Origin of the sequence: Micromonospora sp. NBC_00821 (assembly GCF_036347035.1) — a bacterium.
Classification (GTDB): Bacteria; Actinomycetota; Actinomycetes; order Mycobacteriales; family Micromonosporaceae; genus Micromonospora; species Micromonospora hortensis.
Window position 1 is genome coordinate 7009753 of record NZ_CP108880.1, and the last position, 20027, is coordinate 7029779.

The window sequence follows — 20027 nt, forward strand, 5'->3', positions numbered from 1 at the left end:
TCGGACGCCTTCGGCCGGTGAACGGGAAATATCGGGAGGCGAGATGCCGTACTACCGCAGCGTCGGCGAGGTGCCGCGCAAGCGCCACACCCAGTTCCGGCAGCCCGACGGCAGCCTCTACGCCGAGGAGCTGATGGGCCAGGAGGGCTTCTCCTCCGACTCGTCCCTGCTCTACCACCGGCTCGCGCCCACCGCGATCCTGGCCGCCGACGAGTTCACCCCGCCCGCGTTCACCCGGGCACCGAACCTGCCGCTCAAGCCCCGCCACCTGCGCACCCACAAACTGGGCACCGGCGGCTCCGACCCCATCCTCGGCCGGCAGTACCTGCTCGCCAACGACGACGTACGGATCGGTTACGTCCTCGCCGACCGACCCTCACCACTGTTCCGCGATGCCACCGGCGACCACTGCCTCTACGTCGAGTCGGGCACCCTGCGGGTCGAGTCCCCGTTCGGGGTGCTGGACGCCGTCGCCGGCGACTACGTCGTCATCCCCACCTCGACCATTCACCGGCTGGTGCCCACCGGCGACCAGCCCGTCCGGCTGCTCGCCGTCGAGGCGTCCGGGCACATCGGCCCACCCAAGCGCTATCTCTCCGTACGCGGCCAGTTCCTGGAGCACTCGCCGTACTGCGAGCGAGACGTCCGCGGCCCCGACGACCCGCTGCTCGTCGACGGCGAGGAGGTCGAGGTGCTGGTCCGGCACCGGCGCGGCTGGACCCGCTACGTCTACGCCCACCACCCGTTCGACGTGGTCGGCTGGGACGGGCACCTCTACCCGTGGGCGTTCTCCATCCACGACTTCGAGCCGATCACCGGCCGCATCCACCAGCCCCCGCCGGTGCACCAGACCTTCCAGGGCCCCAACTTCGTCATCTGCTCGTTCGTACCGCGCAAGGTCGACTACCACCCGCAGTCGATCCCCGTGCCGTACAACCACCACAACGTCGACTCCGACGAGATGCTCTTCTACACCGGGGGCAACTACGAGGCGCGTCGCGGCTCCGGCATCGAGCAGGGCTCGATCTCCCTGCACCCGTCCGGTTTCACCCACGGCCCCCAGCCGGGTGCCGCCGAGCGTTCCATCGGCGCTGACTACTTCGACGAACTGGCCGTCATGGTCGACACCTTCCGCCCGCTGGATCTCTGCGACGCCGCCAGCTCCTGCGAAGACGAGGGGTACGCCTGGACGTGGGCGCGTTCTGTGTAGTCGGCCTTTGGGGTTTCGCCGGAGCCCACCCGCTCTGGGCGGTCAGGCTTGATCCCGACGCGGGCGGGCTCCGGCGAAACCCCTGATCTGGTCGAGCTACGCGACGCTGGTGATCTTTTGGGTTACGCCGGGGGTTGGGGTTGGGGCTGGGTTAGCGGATGGCGGTTCTGGTGAATACGGCGAACTCGGCTACCGCCGTGACGGCGATGGCCAGCACCAGGGGCCACGGGGAGCCGACCATGGCGTACACCAGCAGCAGCAGCGGCGCGGCGGCCACGGCGTAGACGGCCAGCGCCATCGCCCGGTCCGAGTGCAGCAGAGCGGGCAGGACGGTCCGGGTCAGCCCGGGCAGCCGGGCTGCGAGCTGCCAGACGATGATCCCGCCGGTGAGCGCGGCGAGCACCGCCAGGACGCGGGACAACCCGTCGCCCGCCGACGCCGCGAACGCGACAAGCACCGCCGCCACCAGCGACCAGCCCGCGCCGTAGAGCACCAGGCGGTGCAGCCCGTACGCGAGCGTTCGTGGCGAGTCGATCCGGCTCGGGCTGACCGTCACCGCCTCGGCGACGTGCTCCAACGCCGCCGACCAGCGGCGCTGCTCCAGCCGCATGACACCCACGTCGTGGCCGGCCTCGCCGAGCCGCGGGTCCAGCCGCAGCGCCTCGCGGTAGGCCCGCTCGGCCAGGTCGAACAGGTTCAGGCGGGCGGCGACCAGGCTGAGCACCAGGTGCGCCTGCGGCTCCTGCGGGGCCAACTCGACACCGCGCCACGCCGCGTTCAGCGCCGGCTGACCGTTGCGGGTGCCGGCCAGGATCGCCGCCGCGCTCCGCTGGGCGTACGCGTCGGCCGGGCCGAGGGTGAGGATTTGATCGGCGGTGGCCGCCGACTCGCTGTAGCGCTCCAGGTCGGCCAGGGCCATGCCCCTGGCGACCAGCGGCGGCAGGGCCTCCGGCGCGGCGGCCACTGCCGTGTCGGCGGCGGTGAGCGCCTCGGCCGGGCGGCCGGCGGCCAGGTGCACCCGGGCCAGCATGGTGAGCGCGTCGACGTCAGCCGGCTGGAGGGCCAACCCGAAGGCCAACTCCCCGGCCGCCTCGTCGTAGCGGCCGAGTTCGCCGAGGAGTTGGGCCCGCTGGACGTAGCCGTCGGCGGCGGACTGGTCGGGGGCGGGGTCGCTGGACATCGCGGCGAGCTTAGGCGGCCGGCGCGTCGTACACCAGGGCCACAGCGACCCCGGCCAAGCCTTCCTCACGGCCGGCGAAGCCGAGCCCGTCGGTGGTCGCCGCCGAGACGGTGACCGGGGCGCCGACAGCGGCGGAGAGGACCTCCTGCGCCTCCGCGCGGCGGCGGCCGATCTTGGGGCGGTTGCCGATGACCTGCACGGACACGTTGCCGATCTCCAGGCCGGCGGCGCGCACCCGACGGGCCGTCTCGGTCAGCAGAGCCACCCCGGACGCGCCAGCCCACTCCGGCTGACCCACCCCGAAGGCGGAACCGAGATCACCGAGACCAGCGGCGGAGAGCAGCGCGTTGCAGGCGGCGTGCGCGGCCACGTCCGCGTCGGAGTGCCCGGCGAGGCCGTCCTGGTCGGGCCAGAGCAGCCCGGCCACCCAGCAGGGCCGACCCGGCTCGAACGCGTGCACGTCGGTGCCGATGGCCACCCGGGGAACGATCATGATCAGAGGGTACGCGTCAACCGGCTGCGGCAAGCAGATGCTCGGCCAGAGCCAGGTCGAACGGTCGGGTGATCTTCAGTGCGTACTCCGAGCCGGGCACGCAGCTCACCGCGACGCCCTGCTTTTCGACCAGCCCGGCGTCGTCGGTGAGGGAGTCACCGGCGGCGGCGTGGGCGGCGCTGAGCACGGCCCGACGGAAACCCTGCGGGGTCTGCACCGCACGTAGGGCGGAACGGTCGACGGTGCCGAGCACCACCTCGTCGGCGTCGACTTCCTTGATCGTGTCGACGACCGGCAGGACCGGGATCACCGCGTCACGCCCGCCACGCACCGCCGCCGCGACGGATTCGACCAGCTCGGGTGGGGTGAGCGCCCGGGCGGCATCGTGCACCAGGACGATCGTCGGGCCGGCGGGCACCGCGGCCAGCGCGGCGGCCACCGACGCCTGCCGTTCGGCACCGCCGGGCACCACGATCACCGGGGCGACCGGGGCCAACAGCTCGCGGACGGCCTGCACCTCGGCGGCCGGCGCAGCCACGACGATGGTGTGCACCGACGGCGCGGCGGCCAGTCGACGCACGGCGTGCACCAACAGCGGCTCACCGGCGAGCAGGCGCAGCGCCTTGGGTCGGCCGGGGCCGAGCCGTACGCCGGCACCCGCCGCAGGCACGAGGACCGCGACGTCACCGCGCGGATTGAGCTGCGCGGTCACGTCGCGGTCCTCGGTGGTTTCTTCACTACGAAGTGGGTACGACGATGCTGTGCGGACTAGGCCTCGGTGAGGACCTTGTCGAGCAGCGTCTCCGCCTCATCCTTGGTGCTCTTCTCGGCCAGCGCGACCTCGCCGACGAGAATGTCGCGGGCCTTGGCGAGCATCCGCTTCTCGCCCGCAGAGAGGCCCCGCTCCCGCTCCCGGCGCCACAGGTCACGCACGACCTCGGCGACCTTCAGCGGGTTGCCGGAAGCCAGCTTTTCCAGATTGGCCTTGTAACGCCGCGACCAGTTGGTCGGCTCCTCGGTGTGCGGAGCCCGCAGAACGTCGAAGACCTTCCCGAGGCCCTCTTCGCCGACCACCTCGCGGACGCCCACGATCTCGGCGTTCTCGGCCGGCACCCGGACCGTCAGGTCACCCTGCGCGACCCTCAGGACGAGGTATTGCTTAGGCTCGCCCTTGATGACCCGAGTCTCGATTGCCTCGATGAGTGCGGCCCCGTGGTGGGGGTAAACAACGGTCTCGCCGACACTGAAAACCATAGGTTCGAAACCCCTTTCGCTGTGTCTAGGGTAACACGCTCAGGCACCGATGTCTCACCGATGTCCTGACCGTTGGCGCAGCTCAGGGGCCCTGTGAGAGGTCTTGCTTCAGCTTGACAGGCGGTCAAACCGATGGTTCGAACACGCTCCGTAACGCGGGAATGACTGCCCGGTACGGGTGAACAGAACGTCGAGATCAAGGGCTATGCGCTTCTCCCATGGTAGCCCGGTCAGCAGGACCGCGCCCAGATGTAGCGGGAGGAGCCCCTGGTGCGCGACCCTGGAGACCGAGCCGCACTCAGCTCTCGAGACGCTTCCAGGAGGTCCGATGGGCAAGCCGGACGCAGAGGGTCACGGGCCAGCCGACGGCCTGCCTGGCCTACCGCCCGAATGGGGCCGCGTGGTGGTCCCCGACGACGCCTCCGCGCTGGCCGCCGAGGCCGCTCAGGTCCGCCGTGAGCTGCGCGGGGCCAGTGGCCTCCCGGGCGGTTACCGGGCCCTGGGCCTGCCGCTGGTGGTCCTGCTGGTGGCGGTCCTCACCACGCTGGCCGGCCTGCTGGCGGTCACCTGGCCCCGGGCCAACCGCGGCGCCGACCGGCCGACTCCGGCCCCCTACTCACCACCCGCGACCCTCGTCGGTCGGGCGCTGCCCGCACTGGACCTGGTCGACGCGGACGACGCACCAGTGCCACTGCGCGGCCTGCTACCCGCCGTGATCATTCTGTTGGACGGCTGCCCCTGCCCGGACCGGGTCACCGACGCCCTGGCGGCCGCGCCCGCCGGCGTCTCCGTGGTCACCGTCAGCGCAGGGCGGACGGCCCCAACCAGGCCCACCATCGAGCGGCAGGCTCGCGCCCTGGCCGACCCCGCCGGAGGCCTGCGTTCGTTACTGGGCCAGCCGGCCCGCCCCGGCGCCGCGACCGCCCTGCTGGTCGACCGGGCCGGCACAGTGACCCGAGTGCTGCCCGACCTGGGCACTGTCGAGTCCTACCGGAGCGACTTGAACGCCCTCACCGCCTGAGCGGCCCTACTGGTGAGGGGGCAGGGCGACGAGCTGCGCCTCAATGTCGATGGGCCGGTCGACGGCCGACAGCGACACCTGGAACGGCCCGCCGCCGGGCAGCACCTCGGCGTTGGCGATCGTGCCGTCGCAGTCGATGCGCACCGGACCGTTGATCTTGGCTTCGTCACTCGTCACCGCCATCGTGCCGGGGCGGGTGCACCGGTACTGGAGCAGGTAGCGGGCGCCGTGGTTGCCGGCCTGCCGGGTCACTTCCTGGCCGGGGGCGAGGTCCCGCTGCTCCCGCCAGATCGTCTCCTGGAACAGGGGCAGGTCACCCGCCGAAAAGAGCGCCCGGGGATCACCCTCGATGTCGCTGATCGAGCCCGTCGCCGGGTCGATCACCAGTCGCGGGCCGCTTCGCACCCGGAGGACCTCGCCGGTGTCGGGGTCCATCCGCACCGTCAGCCGCTCATCGGGCTGCGCAGCCGCGAGGAGACGTTCCATCCGGGTGCTGACGCTCGGCCCGACCGATGGCAGCGCCGCCGCCGAAGGGATGCCCGTCCCGGCCGTCGACGCGGGCGCGGCGGCACGCCACCACCAGCCGCCGACAACCAGGACGGCCGCCGCCGCGCCAAACAGCACCACCGAGCGCAGCCGGTCGTCCGCCGTCGCATCCACCCCCCGAGCGTACCGGCCGGAGGCTCAGTCCTGTCGATCCAGCAGGGCTGCGTACAGGGTGAGGCCGGGGCCGAAGGCCAGCATGACGATGCGCCGAGCCGCAGGTGTCGCCCGACCCAACCGGTCCAGGATCAACAGCACGGTCGGCGACGAGCAGTTGCCGTGCTCGTCGAGCGTCGCCCGGGACGCCGCCAGCCCCAGCGGGGGCAGCGCCAGCTCCCGCTCCACCACGTTGAGGATCCGTGGCCCGCCCGGGTGCACCGCCCAACCGTCCACCTCGGAGCTGGTGACGCCGTGCCGGGCCAACAGATCGTCGACCAGCCCCCGGACGTGCCTCGACAGCACCTGAGGCACCTTCGGCGACAACCCCATCCGGAACCCGGCGTCGGTGACGTCCCAGGTCATGTGGTCGGCGGTCGAGGTGTCGGTGACCGCGGTGACCTCGCGCACCGCGTACCCCGAGCCGCCCGGCACGACCACGGCGGCGACCGCGGCGTCCGAGAAGAGCGCGTGGGAGACGATCTGCTGGGTGTCCACCCGGGCGCTGGACGGCTGGATGTGCAGGCTGGTCAACTCCGCGCAGAGCAGCAGTGCCGGTCGCCCCCGGGCGGTGACGAAGTCACTCGCCGCGCCGAGCCCCGGCAACGCCGCGTAACAACCCATGTGGCCGATGAACATCCGCTGGGTGTCCGCTGCCATGCCCAGGTCCCGGGCGAGCAGGATGTCCAGCCCCGGGGTGGCGTACCCGGTGCAGGAACAGACGATGAACAGCCCGATGTCGCCGGCGCTCAGCCCGGCCGCGGTCAACGCCCGACCCACCGCCTCCTTGCCCAGCGGCAGCGCCTCCACCTGGTAGCGGCGCATCCGGCGCTCGGTCGGCCAGTCCGAGACGTCCTCCAGCAGCGGATTGACCGCAGCCTGCCGACGGGTCACCCCCGAGTTGGCGAAGATTCGCTGGGCCAACGACCGGGTGGTGCCGGAGAAGTGCCGGGAGAAGAAGCCCTCCCACAACTCGGCCTGCGAAGCGGACGGCGGCTGCGCTGTCCCGAGCCCCGCGATCACTGGTACGAACACGATCCCCACCTCTCGTCAGATGCTGTCCTCCCCCTGGCCGTCCCACCAGCCACCTCGGCCGGTCGTTCCTCCGTGCGAGCCCCGCGCGGCGGGCTCACCAACGCGGTGCCGACCCGTCACGATCCGGGTCACCGCCCAGGGCGGCGATGCCGAGCCAGTCGGCGCAGACATCCGACGTGGCCGGGTGCAGCGAGCCGCAGCGGGCGTCGCGGTACAGCCGCTCCAGCGGATGTCCACGGCGGGTCGCCGACGTGCCCGCCGCCTCCAGCACCGACGCCGCCACCTCGGCGGCGGTGGTCCCGGCGAGCAGCTTCGCCCGCCACACCCAACGGTTGGTCTCCTCGTCACCGGGCGCCTCGTCCACCCGGCGGGCCGCCTCGGCCACCACCAACTGCGCGGCGGCCGTCGCCGCGTCCGCCCGACCCAGCCGGGCCCGCACCGCCGGCAGACCGGCCAGGTTGCGGGCGTTGAGGTGCTCGGCCGCCGCGTCGATCGCCGCACGGGCGACCCCCACGTAGACGGCCGCGTAGCTGGCCACCAACCAGTGCGGCATCAGCTGGGCCACCACCAGCGCGAGCCCCTCCACCCCACCGAGCAGCCGGTCGGCGGGCACTGTGACGTCCAGGTGCAGGTCGTGGGAAGAGGTGGCGCGCATGCCGAGCGAGTCCCAGGTCGGCTCCACCGTCAGCCCGTCGCCGGCCGGCACCAGGAACTGTGAGACCACCGACTGGTCGACCGCGCTGCGCGCCGCCACCAGGTAGCCGTCCGCGTGCCCGGCGCCGGAGCAGAAGGTCTTGCTGCCCTTGAGGTGCCAGCCCCCGTCGGTCGACTCGTACGCCGTGGTCAGCTGGGACAGCCGCGCGCCCGCGCCACGCTCGCTCATGGCGACCGCGTACCAGGAACCCTGAGCCGCCGCGCTGAGCAGCCGGTCGCGAGCGGCCAGCGCCTCGTCCGGTACGCCCAGCGCCTCGGCCAACTCCTCGGTGACAGCGCCCAGAGCGCCGGTCACCGAAGCGTGCATGTTGAACACCAGGGCCGTCGCGCCGTTGCCCCGGGCAAGCTCAGTGGCCACCGCGGCGTACTCGGCGAAGGTGGCGCCCAGACCGCCGAGCGCCCGGGGGACCATCAGCCCGAACAGGCCGGCCTCGCGCAGGTCGGCGAAGTCGTCCACGGGGAAGGAACCGTCCCGGTCGTGCTCGGCCGCCCGCGCGGCGAACCGCGGCGCCAACCGGCGTGCTGCCTCAAGCGCGTGCACCGTCATCTCGTTCCTCCTCGGCGTTCCATACCCCGCCACGGCCTGACTATCCTTTGCGGACCCCCCGGCCCTGATAGAGCACGGCGGTGGAGCGGGTCGGCACGATGCGCGGCGCGCGGCCGGTGGGCACCGCCCCAGCCGTTCGGCTCGCGCGAACGCGGCGCAGCAGCCAGGCGAGCATGCCGCCGACCTGCGGACGGATGCCCCGCAGGCGCAGGTCGACACCGTGTCGGGCGCACTCGGCCACCAGCGCCCGGGAGTCCACGAACAACTGTGGGTCGTGGATGCCACGGGGCACTGTCGGCAGCCGCTCGGCGATCCGGACCGCGACGAGCCGGGCCAACGCCGTGTCGTTCAGGGTGTCCAGCACCAGCACGCCACCGGGGCGCAGCAGCCGACACGCCTCGGCCACCGCGCGCGGCCAGGCCGGCACGTGCTCCAGCAACTCACCGGCCGAGACGACGTCGGCGCAGCCGTCGGGCAGCGGGACCGCCGTGGCATCACCCTGGACCACCAGCACCCCGTGCTCGGCCGCCTGGACGAGCGCCGAGCGGGTCAGATCCACCCCGACGTGGCGGTAGCCCTTGCCGGCCAGGTGTGGCGCGAGCAGGCCGGCGCCGCAGCCCAGATCGACAAGCAACGCGTCCGGACGGGTGGCCGGCGGCACCAGCGCGGCACGGGCCTCGGCCAGCCAGTGCAGCATCGCGAAGGCGCCATCCGGCCGCCACCACTCACCGGCCAGATCGTCGTACTGACGCGGATCGTTTCGCGGGAGCACCCTCGGACCGGTGGGCGCCCCGGCCGCAGCCACGTCTCGCATGGAACCGAGCGTGGCACGACTGCTCGGTAACGACCAGACTTCCCTTATGTCGTCGAGGGTGTTAGGGCTGGTCAGAGCGAGCCATCCGGAACCGGCCGCGGCGGTGACCACGGTGGCCGGTCTGCTGGCCTGGGGAGTGGGCCACCGGCCGGCCGGAATCGTCTCGGTGGTGCTCGCCGTGCTGGCCAGCCAACTCGCCGTCGGCTGGACCAACGACGCGCTCGACGCCGAGCGGGACGCCACTGTGGGGCGTACCGACAAACCGGTCGCCAGTGGCGCGGTCGGTCGGCGCGTCACGGCCTGGGCCGCCGCGGCGGCCGCGGTGGCCTGCCCGCTGTTGGCGCTGACAACGAACCCGGTGGCGGCGTTCTGGCTGACGCTCGCCCTGGTCTCCGCCCTGCTCTACGACTGGCCGCTCAAGGCCACCGCGTTCTCGGTGCTGCCCTACGCCGTGTCGTTCGGCGCGCTGCCCGCCTTCGTGGTGCTGGCGCTGCCCGGTCAGCCGGCCCCGCCGGTCTGGCTGGTGACGGCGGCGGCCTGCCTGGGCGCCGGCGCGCACTTCGCCAACGTGCTGCCCGACCTGGCCGACGACGCCCGCACCGGCGTGCGCGGCCTGCCCCACCGGCTGGGCGCCGCCGGCAGCCGGGTGGCCGCGGCGGGTCTCCTCCTCGCGGCGACCGCGACACTGGTCCTCGGACCACCCGGGCCGCCGTCGACGATCGGCTGGGCGGCCGTCGGCACGGCCGCCGTGGTGCCGCCGCTGAGCTGGTACGCCGGGCGCTCGGCGATCCGGGCCGGCCGGCGGCCGGTGGCGGCCTTCCGGGCGGTGATGCTGGTGGCCCTCATCGACGTGGTTCTGCTGGTGGCGAGCGGTCGGGTGATGTGAACGCCACCCGGGCAGGTGGCATTGCCGGGTCCGCGTGCGGGCCTCGATCAGTCCCAACTACCCTGGAGCGCGGTCTGCGCGGGTATGGCCACCGTGCCCGGCGTACGGCCCGGGTGGGGATTGTGACGAGGAGGACCGACGTGACGCGCTCGATCAGGGGATCCCGGCGGGCGGCCCTGTTGCTGTCCGGGATTACGGCGGCCAGTCTGCTGGCTTCCGGATGCGGCACCGGTCAGATCGCCGAGACCGCGTTGAAGGAGCCGTCGGTCCAGGGCGTCAACCTCACGACCAACAACGGCTCCTTCTCGGTGCGGGGCCTGCTCGTGGACTACCCGAGCCCCGAGGGCTACAAGGCCGGGCAGGACGCGGGGCTCGGCGCCGTGATCTACAACGACTCCAAGGAGACGGTGACTGTCACCGTCACCACGGAGAGCGCCCGTGAGGTGGTGATCAGCGGCGGCTCGGCGAGCCCGTCGCCGTCCGCCTCGGAGTCCGCCTCCATGAGCCCGTCGCCGTCCGGTTCGGCCAGCCCGTCGAACTCGACGTCCGGTTCGCCGAGCCCGTCGGCGACGCCCTCCGAGACCGGATCGTCCTCGGCCACCCCGTCCGCCCCGGAGTCGGCGCGGGCGTCCGGTTCGGCAAGCCCCTCCGCCCCGGGTCAGCCGGCCCGGATCGAGCTGGCGCCGCTGAGCTACATCCAGTTCAACTCCGAGTCCACCACGCAGCTTCGGCTGATCGGCCTGACCGAGGCGCTGCGCTCCGGCCAGAACGTCGTCGTGACCTTCGACTTCGGCAACGGCAACACTGTCACCGGGCAGGCGCCGGTCGCGGTGCCGCTCACCCCGGCAGCCCCTCCGTCGCCGATCATCGAGCGCGAGGGTGGCTACGAGGGCAACGAGGGTGGCACCACCCACGAGTGACCCGACCCGCACATCGACAAACGCCCCGGCGTGGTGACCACCACGCCGGGGTGTTTTCGTCGTACGCGAGGGCTAGCGTCCTGATGTGACCACCTCCCGATCGACCCCTCCGCGTGGCGGCACGGCCGGTGCCGCCCGTGGTCGGTCCGCCGCCCGCGATCCGCGGCCGGCCTACCAGTGCGACGCCTGCGGTCACCAGCCGCCCAAGTGGGTGGGGCGCTGCCCGGAGTGCGGCGAGTGGGGGGCGGTGGTCGAGCACACGGTGACCGGCCCGACCGTCTCCGGTCGGGTGGTCAGCTCCCGGATGCCGTCCGAGCCGGCCCGACCGATCGCCAGCATCAGCGCCGCTCCGGCCCGCGCCGTGCCCACCGGGGTGAGCGAGCTCGACCGGGTGCTCGGCGGTGGCCTGGTCCCCGGTGCCGTGGTGTTGCTCGCCGGCGAGCCCGGCGTGGGCAAGTCGACCCTCCTTCTCGATGTGGCGCAGCATTGGGCGGTCGGTGCCGGCAGCCCTTCGCTGGTGGTCAGCGGCGAAGAGTCGGTCAGTCAGGTGCGCCTGCGCGCCGAGCGGATGGGCACCCTGCACGAGCGGCTCTACCTCGCCGCGGAGAGCGACCTCGCCTCGGTGCTCGGTCACCTCGACGCGGTCAAGCCGGGCCTTCTGGTGCTCGACTCGGTGCAGACCATCTCGACCACCGGCACCGAGGGGGTGCCCGGTGGGGTGACCCAGGTCCGCGCGGTCACCGCCGCGCTGGTCTCGGTCGCCAAGGAGCGGGGCATCGCCACAGTGCTGGTCGGGCACGTCACCAAGGACGGCCAGGTGGCCGGGCCCCGGGTGCTGGAGCACCTGGTCGACGTGGTGCTGCACTTCGAAGGCGACAAGCACTCGTCGCTGCGCCTGGTGCGCGGCGTGAAGAACAGGTTCGGGGCGGCCGACGAGGTCGGCTGCTTCGAGATGCACGAGGGCGGCATCAGCAGCCTGGCCGACCCGTCCGGGCTGTTCCTGACCCGCTACGCGGAACCGGTCCCGGGCACCTGCGTGACGGTGGCCATGGAGGGGCGGCGGGCCCTGGTCACCGAGGTGCAGGCACTGATCGGCGCGACGGTTGCGGGTTCTCCCCGACGCACCGTCTCCGGCCTCGACTCGGCGCGACTGGCGATGGTGCTCGCGGTGCTGCAACGGCGCACCGAACGGCTGACCCTGCACGACCGGGAGGTCTTCGCCGCCACGGTGGGCGGGATCCGGGTGGTGGAACCGGCCGCCGACCTGGCGGTGGCTCTGGCGGTCGCCTCCGGCGGGCTCAACCTGGCGATCGCGCCGCACCTGGTGGCGATCGGTGAGGTGGGGCTGACCGGCGAGGTGCGCCGGGTCGGGGCGGTGTCGCGCCGGCTGGCCGAGGCCGCCCGGCTGGGGTTCAAGGTGGCCCTGGTGCCGCCCGGCTGCGGCCCGGCCAGCACCGGCGCGGGCCCCGAGCAGATGCGCGTGACCGAGGTCACCGACGTCCGTGCGGCCCTGCACCATGCGGCCCGCGCGTCCGCCGAGTGACCCACCGTGCCGACGAGGGCGGCCAAACCGGACAGCACGTCGCAAGCGGGAAACGTTGGAAAGGGCGGCATCGTGACACATCACAGTAACCACGACAGCACCCACCGCACGGCAGTCCGTAGACTGTGCCCGTGCCGATCGACCGCGATACCACCAAGCCAGCCGGCGCGCCGCCCCAGGCCCGCACCGGCGCCGTGGGCTCGCCCGCCCGCCCGATCAGCGTGAGCGTGACTGCGGGAGCCGCCGGGAGCGCCGGAGATCCGCTACGCGCCAATCTCGCCCTGATGGCCCCGGGCACCGCCCTGCGCGACGGTCTGGAGCGCATCCTGCGGGGTCGCACGGGCGCGCTCATCGTGCTCGGCTACGACAAGGTGGTCGAGGGCCTCTGCACCGGCGGCTTCCCGCTGGACGTGGAGTTCTCCGCGACCCGCGTGCGCGAGCTGTGCAAGATGGACGGCGCTGTCGTGCTCTCCAGCGACGGCACCAGGATCGTCCGGGCGGCAGTGCACCTGATGCCCGACCCGTCCATCCCGACGGAAGAGTCCGGCACCCGGCACCGCACCGCCGAGCGGGTGGCCCGCCAGACCGGCTATCCGGTCATCTCGGTCAGCCAGTCCATGCGGATCATCAGCCTCTACGTCAACGGCCAACGGCACGTGCTCGACGACTCGGCGGCCATCCTCTCCCGCGCCAACCAGGCGCTCGCCACCCTGGAGCGCTACAAGCTCCGGCTGGACGAGGTCTCCGGCACGCTCTCCGCCCTGGAGATCGAGGATCTGGTCACCGTGCGGGACGCGGTGGCAGTGGTGCAGCGACTGGAGATGGTTCGCCGGATCGCCGACGAGATCGCCGGCTACGTGGTGGAGCTTGGCACCGACGGCCGCCTGCTCGCCCTCCAACTCGACGAGCTGATGGCCGGCGTGGACGCCGACCGGACGCTGGTCATCCGGGACTACCTCCCCGTCGGCCGCAAGTCGCGCACGCTGGACGAGGCTCTCGTCGAGCTGGACCTGCTCGGTGCCACCGAGCTGATCGACCTGGTGTCGGTGGCCAAGGCGATCGGCTACCCGGCCGCGTCCGACGCGCTCGACGCCGCGGTCAGCCCGCGCGGCTTCCGACTGCTGGCCAAGGTCCCCCGGCTGCCGGTGGCGGTGGTCGATCGCCTGGTGCTGCACTTCGGCAGCCTCCAGCGTCTGCTCGGCGCGACAGTGGAGGACCTGCAGGCCGTCGAAGGGGTCGGCGACGCTCGGGCCCGTGGCGTCCGTGAGGGGCTGTCCCGGCTTGCCGAGGCATCCATCCTGGAACGCTACGTCTGACCCGGCTCAGCCGGTGACGGTGAGCTTCACCGGGTCGCTGAGCTTCGTGCCGACCCGAGCGAACACCTGGTACGACCCGGCCGGCGGGAACGGCCCGTTGGCGAGCGCGCCGTCACAGCGGCTGGTGTCCCGCCCGTTCCACGGCACCTGGTAGGAGCGCTCGAAATTCGGCGTGAAGGACTGCACGTCCGAGCCCTCGACCTTGCCGCAGGTGTCCGACGACCAGACCTTCTCGGCCCCGGACTTGATGAAGATCTCCTGGAGGTCGGCGCCGACGTTGCGGCTGCACGTCCGGTCCGACGTGTTCTTGATCCGCAGTTGCAGCTCGACCACAGCGCCCCGCTGAACAGAGGTCGGGCTCGCCGACGAGACCACGCTGATCTCCTCGTCGGTGCAGGCGCCGTCGTCCTCCGAACCGGCCGCCGCGCCCAGCGGCGGTGTGTTGCTGGTGATCGCCGGGCTCGGACTCGTCGCACCCGAATCAGCGGACGCGGACGACGAAGGACCGCCGGTCTGCGGTGTCAGCACCGGCCCAGCGGGACCTGATGTCGCGGCCGATGTCGCCGACGGCGAACCTCCCGCCTTCGGCTCCTTGTCGCCGGAACGACCCGAACCGGTACAGGAGTAGAGCAGGACAATCAGGAACAGGAACCCCGCTCCGAGTACGACGGCGCGACGCCGCCAGTACACGGCGGGTGGCAGGGGGCCGACCGTCAGACGCATGATGCCCTCCACCGTAGCCGCGCCGTACCCGGCAGTGCGGCGCGACGCGCCGGAGCCACTCCGAGGCGCCCGCGCCACCCTCCATTGAGGACGGCCCGGCACCCGATCACAGGTAGACCTTGCGCTGATAGACCGCGTGCGCACCGGCCACCCGGTCCAGGAAGAGTAGCCCCGCGCAGTGGTCGATCTCGTGCTGCAACGCCCGAGCCTCGAAGCCGTCGGTCACCAGCCGGACCGGCACGCCGCTGCCCGGCAGGTCACCCTCCACCACCAGCCGGCTGGCCCGCTTCACGTCCCCGGTCAGGTCCGGCACCGACATGCAGCCCTCCCGGCCCGGCTTCCACCGCGTCGCCTCGACCACGCGCGCATTGCACAACACGAAGGTGCCGTGCACCGTCACCGCCTTCGGGTGCCCGGTCACGTCGACGGCGAAGACCCGAGCGCCCACCCCGACCTGCGGCGCGGCCAGCCCGACGCAGCCCGGCGAGACCTTCATCGTGGCTATCAGGTCGGCGGCGAGTTGGACAGTCTCCTTCGCCGTGGGGTCGACCTCGTCGGCGGCCCGACTCAGCACCGGATGCGGGGCCGACACCACCGCCCGCACCTCACCCGGCACGTCCAGCGACTCCGGTGTCCACTCCCCCAGGCCGACCTCCGGCCCACGCTCCTCGCCGTTCACAACAGGTCCGGGTCCGCCGGCCGGAGAGTGACCTCCACGCCCAGCTCGGCAGCCGTCCGGTGCAGCCGGTCGAGCACAGTGTCCGCCACACCGGCCGGCAACTCGACCTCCGCCAGGACCACATAGAGCGCACCGGTCAACCGGGTACTCAGGTCGGTGACATTCCCCCCGGCATCCACCAGCACCCGCGTCATCGCCGCGACGATCCCCATCCGGTCCGAACCGTGCACCGCCATCACGTACGGCTCACCCACCGGAGGAACATCGCCGTCCGGGGTGACCGCGCGTACCGTCGCCAGCAGCTGACCCTCGGCGGCCAGCGACGCCAGTGCGGCCTCGACCTCGGCGGCGGCCGGGCCGGTACAGATGAGGGTCATCGCGAAATGCCCCCGCAGCCGCGTCATCGTGCTGTCGGTGAGGTTCGCGCCCAGTCGGGCCAGCACCTCCGCGACGTCGGCAACGATGCCCGGCCGGTCCCGACCGATGACGGTGATCGCGAGCTCGTTCATCCGCGCATTCTCCCCCGTCCGCCGAACGAGGACGTGGCACCCCGCCCGAGCCGCCCACCCAACGGGAACGCCGGGCGTGACATCATCGACGACGCCATGACTCAACCCGACTTCGCCACCGTGGTCAGCCGGTGGTTCCAGCAGCACGCCCGTGACCTGCCGTGGCGCGAGCCCGGCGTCACCCCGTGGGCCATCCTGGTCAGTGAGGTCATGCTCCAGCAGACACCCGTGGTCCGGGTGGTGCCGGCCTGGCAGGCGTGGCTGGCCCGCTGGCCGGAGCCAGCCGCGTTGGCAGCGGACACGCCAGCCGAGGCCATCCGAATGTGGGGACGCCTCGGCTACCCCCGTCGGGCGGTCCGCCTACGCGAATGCGCTGTCGCGATCGTGGACCGGCACGGCGGCCAGGTGCCGGACCGGCTGGAGCAACTGCTCGCACTGCCCGGCGTCGGCACGTACACAGCGCGGGCGGTCGCCGCCTTCGCATACGGACAGCGGCACCCCGTCGTCGACACCAACGTACGCAGAGTCGTATGCCGGGCGGTGGCCGGCGAACCGGACGCCGGGCCTGTCACCCGACCGGCGGACCTCGTCGCCACCGAAGAACTACTCCCGACTGAGCCGGCCGCAGCGGCCTTGGCCAGCGCCGCGTTCATGGAACTGGGCGCGGTGATCTGCACAGCCCGGTCACCGCGCTGCACCGCCTGCCCCGTCGAGTCGGTCTGCGCCTGGCGGGCGTCCGGCCAGGAGGCGCCGGCCGGGCCGACCCGCCGACCCCAGCGGTACGCGGGCACCGACCGACAGGTCCGCGGTCTACTGCTCGGAGTGCTCCGGGAGAGCACCGGCCCGGTCCCACACCAGCGGTTGGACCAGGTCTGGACCGACGACGTGCAACGCGCCCGCGCCCTCGCCGGGCTGGTGCAGGACGGGCTGGTCGAAGCCGCCGGCACCGACTCCTTCCGCCTGGTCGGTGACGGCCCGTCCCTGCCAACCGCGGACCTCACCACCTGACCCCCGCGCATCCTGCGCGCCGACCCACGGCCGCACGCCCACACGCCGACCCACGGCCGCACGCCCACACGCCGCCCCACGCCCGAGGCCCGACGGGCCACGCGCCACGCGCCACGCGCGAAGGCCGGCCGATCGGCGCCCTTCCACACCAAGATCGCGCTCGATCCTGGATGTAGTGGTGTCGGGCGCATCGGATGCCACTACATCAAGGATGTAGCGCGATCTTGAGGGCCGAGGCCTCCACGGGAGCGAGGCCGCCGGCAAGCTCGCCCTTCCCCACCAATACGCGCCGCAACATCAGGGAAAGTGCTGCCTCCGGACGACGCGAGGCAGCACTTTCCCTGATGTTGCGGGGATCTTGCCGGGCGCGGCAGCGTGAGAGCGCCGCAAGCGGGCGGGCGGGGTGCGGGCGGGGCGGGGTGCGGGCGCGGTGCGGGCGCGGTGCGGGCGCGGTGCGGGCGGGGTGCGTCGGGGCGGGGTCCGGGCGCGGTGCGGGCGGGGCGGGGTGCGGGCGGGGTGCGGGCGGGGTGCGACGCCGAGGCTGGCCGGGAGAGCAGGAGCAGGGGCCGGCGAGGTGATTGGGGCGCAACAAAGGCGGGGCCCCGGTGGCTTGCGCCACCGGGGCCCCGCCCCTTGCTGGTTGTGCTACTCGTCCACTCCCGCGGCGGCGGTGCCAGCGGCAGTGCCACCGAGATCGGCCGGGACGGCGTCCGGAACTTCGACCGGCTTGTCCGAGCCCCGGAAGACGAGCTTGGAATTGTCGATGTCGTCCGGGTCGCCCTCGCAGTCCACCACGACGATCTGACCCGGGGTCAGCTCGTTGAACAGGATCCGCTCGGAGAGGTTGTCCTCGATGTCGCGCTGAATCGTGCGACGAAGCGGACGGGCACCGAGCACCGGGTCGAAGCCCTTCGCGGCCAGGTACTTCTTGGCGTTGTCGGTCAGCTCCAGACCCATGTCCTTGTTCCGCAGCTGGCCCTCGATCCGCTGGATCATGATGTCCACGATCGAGAGGATCTCGGTCTGGCGCAGCTGGTGGAAGACGATGGTGTCGTCGATCCGGTTGAGGAACTCAGGCCGGAAGTGCTGCTTGAGCTCGTCGTTGACCTTCTGCTTCATCCGGTCGTAGTTGGACTCGGAGTCCTCCGACTGCTGGAAGCCCAGCGACACCGCCTTGGCGACGTCACGGGTGCCCAGGTTGGTGGTCAGGATGATGACCGTGTTCTTGAAGTCCACGATCCGACCCTGACCGTCGGTGAGCCGACCGTCTTCGAGGATCTGCAGGAGCGTGTTGAACACGTCCGGGTGGGCCTTCTCGATCTCGTCGAAGAGGACCACCGAGAACGGCCGACGCCGCACCTTCTCGGTCAGCTGCCCGCCCTCGTCGTAGCCGACGTAGCCGGGAGGGGCACCCACGAGCCGGGAGACCGTGTAACGGTCGTGGAACTCGGACATGTCCAGCTGGATGAGGGAGTCCTCGCTGCCGAAGAGGAACTCGGCGAGCGCCTTGGACAGCTCGGTCTTACCGACACCGGACGGGCCGGCGAAGATGAACGAGCCCGACGGGCGCTTCGGGTCCTTCAGGCCGGCCCGGGTACGCCGGATCGCCTTCGAGACCGCCTTGACCGCGTCCTCCTGGCCGATGACGCGCTTGTGCAGCTCGTCCTCCATGCGCAGCAGGCGCGAGGTCTCCTCCTCGGTCAGCTTGTAGACCGGGATGCCAGTCCAGTTGCCGAGCACCTCGGCGATCTGCTCGTCGTCAACCTCGCTGACGACGTCCAGGTCACCGGCCTTCCACTCCTTCTCCCGCTGAGCCTTCTGCCCGAGGAGCTGCTTCTCCTTGTCGCGCAACTGGGCGGCGCGCTCGAAGTCCTGCGCGTCGATCGCGGACTCCTTGTCGCGACGCACCTGGGCGATGCGCTCGTCGAAGTCACGCAGGTCTGGCGGCGCGGTCATCCGACGGATCCGCATCCGGGCACCGGCCTCGTCGATCAGGTCGATCGCCTTGTCCGGGAGGAAGCGGTCGGAGATGTACCGGTCGGCCAGGGTCGCGGCAGCCACGAGAGCGGCATCCGTGATCGAGACGCGGTGGTGAGCCTCGTAGCGGTCCCGCAGGCCCTTGAGGATCTCGATGGTGTGGGCCAGCGACGGCTCACCCACCTGGATCGGCTGGAAGCGGCGCTCGAGAGCGGCGTCCTTCTCCAGGTGCTTGCGGTACTCGTCGAGCGTGGTGGCACCGATGGTCTGCAGCTCACCACGGGCCAACATCGGCTTGAGGATGCTCGCGGCGTCGATCGCGCCCTCGGCGGCACCCGCACCCACCAGGGTGTGGATCTCGTCGATGAACAGGATGATGTCGCCGCGGGTGCGGATCTCCTTGAGCACCTTCTTGAGGCGCTCCTCGAAGTCACCGCGGTAGCGGGAACCAGCGACGAGCGCGCCCAGGTCGAGCGTGTAGAGCTGCTTGTCCTTGAGGGTCTCGGGCACCTCGCCCTTGATGATCTTCTGGGACAGGCCCTCCACCACGGCGGTCTTGCCGACGCCGGGCTCACCGATCAGGACCGGGTTGTTCTTGGTACGGCGGGAGAGCACCTGCATGACCCGCTCGATTTCCTTCTCGCGCCCGATGACCGGGTCGAGCTTGCCCTCGCGGGCGGCCTGAGTCAGGTTGCGGCCGAACTGGTCCAGCACCAGGCTGGTCGACGGCGCGGCCTCACCCGGCGCGGCGCCCGCCGCGGCAGGCTCCTTGCCCTGGTAGCCGGAGAGCAGCTGGATCACCTGCTGGCGGACCCGGTTGAGGTCGGCGCCGAGCTTGACCAGCACCTGGGCGGCGACGCCCTCGCCCTCACGGATCAGCCCGAGCAGGATGTGCTCAGTGCCGATGTAGTTGTGGCCGAGCTGCAGCGCCTCGCGCAGCGACAGCTCCAGCACCTTCTTGGCCCGCGGCGTGAACGGGATGTGCCCGCTCGGCGCCTGCTGGCCCTGGCCGATGATCTCCTCGACCTGCTGGCGGACGCCCTCCAGGGAGATGCCGAGGCTCTCCAGGGCCTTTGCCGCGACGCCTTCACCTTCGTGGATCAGGCCCAGCAGGATGTGTTCCGTACCGATGTAGTTGTGGTTGAGCATCCGGGCCTCTTCTTGGGCCAGGACGACAACCCGTCGCGCTCGGTCGGTGAACCGCTCGAACATGCCCTCGTGCTCCTCACGTGCCGTGCGCCTTGATGGTCAAGATCTTGGCGGGGCCGGTGCACGAACGTCCAGGACGGGCGTCCGTGCCTCCTTACTCTATCGTCGCCGACCGACTCAGCTGAGGTCGTGTGTCTCTGCTCTGGGTCGGTTCCACGTCGTTTTGAACAACCGTCCGCGCTCAGGAGGTGTTCCGGTAGCCCTGTCGCTACGCGCAGAGCGAAATCCGACTGGGTCGACGGAAGCCCGATCGGGGGTCCGGAAGCGCTCCGGAAGGCCCTGGAGGGCGA

Annotated in this window: 19 protein-coding genes; 7 read left to right on the forward strand and 12 right to left on the reverse strand. The window is 71.9% G+C overall.

What is annotated here, in order from left to right:
- Positions 1-43: 43 nt before the first annotated feature.
- The gene (locus tag OHB44_RS32170) at positions 44-1210 is read left to right on the forward strand and encodes a homogentisate 1,2-dioxygenase (RefSeq protein ID WP_330439170.1); all 1167 of its coding nucleotides are present in this window, start codon (positions 44-46) and stop codon (positions 1208-1210) included.
- Between the two features lie 151 nt (positions 1211-1361).
- Here OHB44_RS32170 and OHB44_RS32175 read toward each other — a convergent pair whose 3' ends face one another.
- From OHB44_RS32175 to OHB44_RS32190, 4 genes are read right to left on the reverse strand one after another with little or no spacing between them, the layout of a single operon-like run.
- The gene (locus tag OHB44_RS32175; protein WP_330439172.1) at positions 1362-2390 is read right to left on the reverse strand and encodes a tetratricopeptide repeat protein; all 1029 of its coding nucleotides are present in this window, start codon (positions 2388-2390) and stop codon (positions 1362-1364) included.
- A gap of 10 nt (positions 2391-2400) precedes the next feature.
- The gene (ispF, locus tag OHB44_RS32180; RefSeq protein WP_196924679.1) at positions 2401-2886 is read right to left on the reverse strand and encodes a 2-C-methyl-D-erythritol 2,4-cyclodiphosphate synthase; all 486 of its coding nucleotides are present in this window, start codon (positions 2884-2886) and stop codon (positions 2401-2403) included.
- 13 nt (positions 2887-2899) lie between these two features.
- Complete coding sequence (gene ispD / locus OHB44_RS32185) at positions 2900-3595, reverse strand: 2-C-methyl-D-erythritol 4-phosphate cytidylyltransferase (RefSeq protein WP_330439173.1); 696 nt, start codon at positions 3593-3595, stop codon at positions 2900-2902.
- A gap of 56 nt (positions 3596-3651) precedes the next feature.
- Entirely contained in the window at positions 3652-4137 is a 486-nt protein-coding gene (locus tag OHB44_RS32190) for a CarD family transcriptional regulator (RefSeq protein WP_007073334.1), read from the reverse strand.
- Positions 4138-4465: 328 nt separating this feature from the next.
- Between OHB44_RS32190 and OHB44_RS32195 the strand changes: the two genes are divergently transcribed.
- The gene (locus OHB44_RS32195; RefSeq protein ID WP_330439195.1) at positions 4466-5158 is read left to right on the forward strand and encodes a hypothetical protein; all 693 of its coding nucleotides are present in this window, start codon (positions 4466-4468) and stop codon (positions 5156-5158) included.
- Between the two features lie 6 nt (positions 5159-5164).
- On the opposite strand, the gene OHB44_RS32200 is transcribed toward OHB44_RS32195, so the two are convergent.
- The 4 genes from OHB44_RS32200 to OHB44_RS32215 form a co-directional block, all read right to left on the reverse strand.
- Positions 5165-5818 (reverse strand): hypothetical protein, encoded by a 654-nt coding sequence (locus OHB44_RS32200; protein WP_238687004.1) that lies wholly within the window; start codon positions 5816-5818, stop codon positions 5165-5167.
- A gap of 24 nt (positions 5819-5842) precedes the next feature.
- Positions 5843-6901 carry a type III polyketide synthase gene (locus tag OHB44_RS32205; protein WP_372488407.1) on the reverse strand — a complete coding sequence of 353 codons (1059 nt, stop codon included), beginning with the start codon at positions 6899-6901 and terminating at the stop codon, positions 5843-5845.
- Positions 6902-6986: 85 nt separating this feature from the next.
- Positions 6987-8153, reverse strand: coding sequence for an acyl-CoA dehydrogenase family protein (locus OHB44_RS32210; RefSeq protein ID WP_330439196.1), 1167 nt, complete (start codon positions 8151-8153; stop codon positions 6987-6989).
- Between the two features lie 40 nt (positions 8154-8193).
- Positions 8194-8967: a methyltransferase domain-containing protein gene (locus OHB44_RS32215; RefSeq protein ID WP_330439197.1), complete on the reverse strand. Its 774-nt coding sequence runs from the start codon at positions 8965-8967 to the stop codon at positions 8194-8196.
- Between the two features lie 46 nt (positions 8968-9013).
- On the opposite strand from OHB44_RS32215, the gene OHB44_RS32220 reads away from it, so the two are divergent.
- The 4 genes from OHB44_RS32220 to disA all read left to right on the forward strand — a co-directional run bounded on the left by OHB44_RS32220 (position 9014) and on the right by disA (position 13632).
- Complete coding sequence (locus OHB44_RS32220; protein ID WP_442932640.1) at positions 9014-9853, forward strand: UbiA family prenyltransferase; 840 nt, start codon at positions 9014-9016, stop codon at positions 9851-9853.
- Positions 9854-9993: 140 nt separating this feature from the next.
- Positions 9994-10773, forward strand: coding sequence for a hypothetical protein (locus OHB44_RS32225; RefSeq protein WP_238687009.1), 780 nt, complete (start codon positions 9994-9996; stop codon positions 10771-10773).
- A gap of 85 nt (positions 10774-10858) precedes the next feature.
- Complete coding sequence (gene radA, locus OHB44_RS32230; protein ID WP_330439199.1) at positions 10859-12316, forward strand: DNA repair protein RadA; 1458 nt, start codon at positions 10859-10861, stop codon at positions 12314-12316.
- 131 nt (positions 12317-12447) lie between these two features.
- Positions 12448-13632, forward strand: a complete 1185-nt coding sequence (gene disA / locus OHB44_RS32235; protein WP_030327921.1) for a DNA integrity scanning diadenylate cyclase DisA — start codon at positions 12448-12450, stop codon at positions 13630-13632.
- 6 nt (positions 13633-13638) lie between these two features.
- On the opposite strand, the gene OHB44_RS32240 is transcribed toward disA, so the two are convergent.
- The 3 genes from OHB44_RS32240 to OHB44_RS32250 all read right to left on the reverse strand — a co-directional run bounded on the left by OHB44_RS32240 (position 13639) and on the right by OHB44_RS32250 (position 15543).
- The gene (locus OHB44_RS32240; protein WP_238687011.1) at positions 13639-14355 is read right to left on the reverse strand and encodes a hypothetical protein; all 717 of its coding nucleotides are present in this window, start codon (positions 14353-14355) and stop codon (positions 13639-13641) included.
- A 106-nt stretch (positions 14356-14461) separates the two neighbouring features.
- Positions 14462-15034: a peptide deformylase gene (locus tag OHB44_RS32245; RefSeq protein ID WP_238687012.1), complete on the reverse strand. Its 573-nt coding sequence runs from the start codon at positions 15032-15034 to the stop codon at positions 14462-14464.
- Entirely contained in the window at positions 15031-15543 is a 513-nt protein-coding gene (locus OHB44_RS32250) for a glycine cleavage system protein R (RefSeq protein ID WP_238687013.1), read from the reverse strand. Before OHB44_RS32250 ends, OHB44_RS32245 begins: the two co-directional genes overlap by 4 nt.
- Positions 15544-15639: 96 nt before the next feature.
- Between OHB44_RS32250 and OHB44_RS32255 the strand changes: the two genes are divergently transcribed.
- A complete protein-coding gene (locus OHB44_RS32255; RefSeq protein WP_330439200.1) occupies positions 15640-16551 on the forward strand; it encodes an A/G-specific adenine glycosylase in 912 nt (303 codons plus the stop codon).
- Positions 16552-17196: 645 nt separating this feature from the next.
- On the opposite strand, the gene OHB44_RS32260 is transcribed toward OHB44_RS32255, so the two are convergent.
- Entirely contained in the window at positions 17197-19740 is a 2544-nt protein-coding gene (locus tag OHB44_RS32260) for an ATP-dependent Clp protease ATP-binding subunit (RefSeq protein ID WP_238687015.1), read from the reverse strand.
- Between the last annotated feature and the right edge of the window lie 287 nt (positions 19741-20027).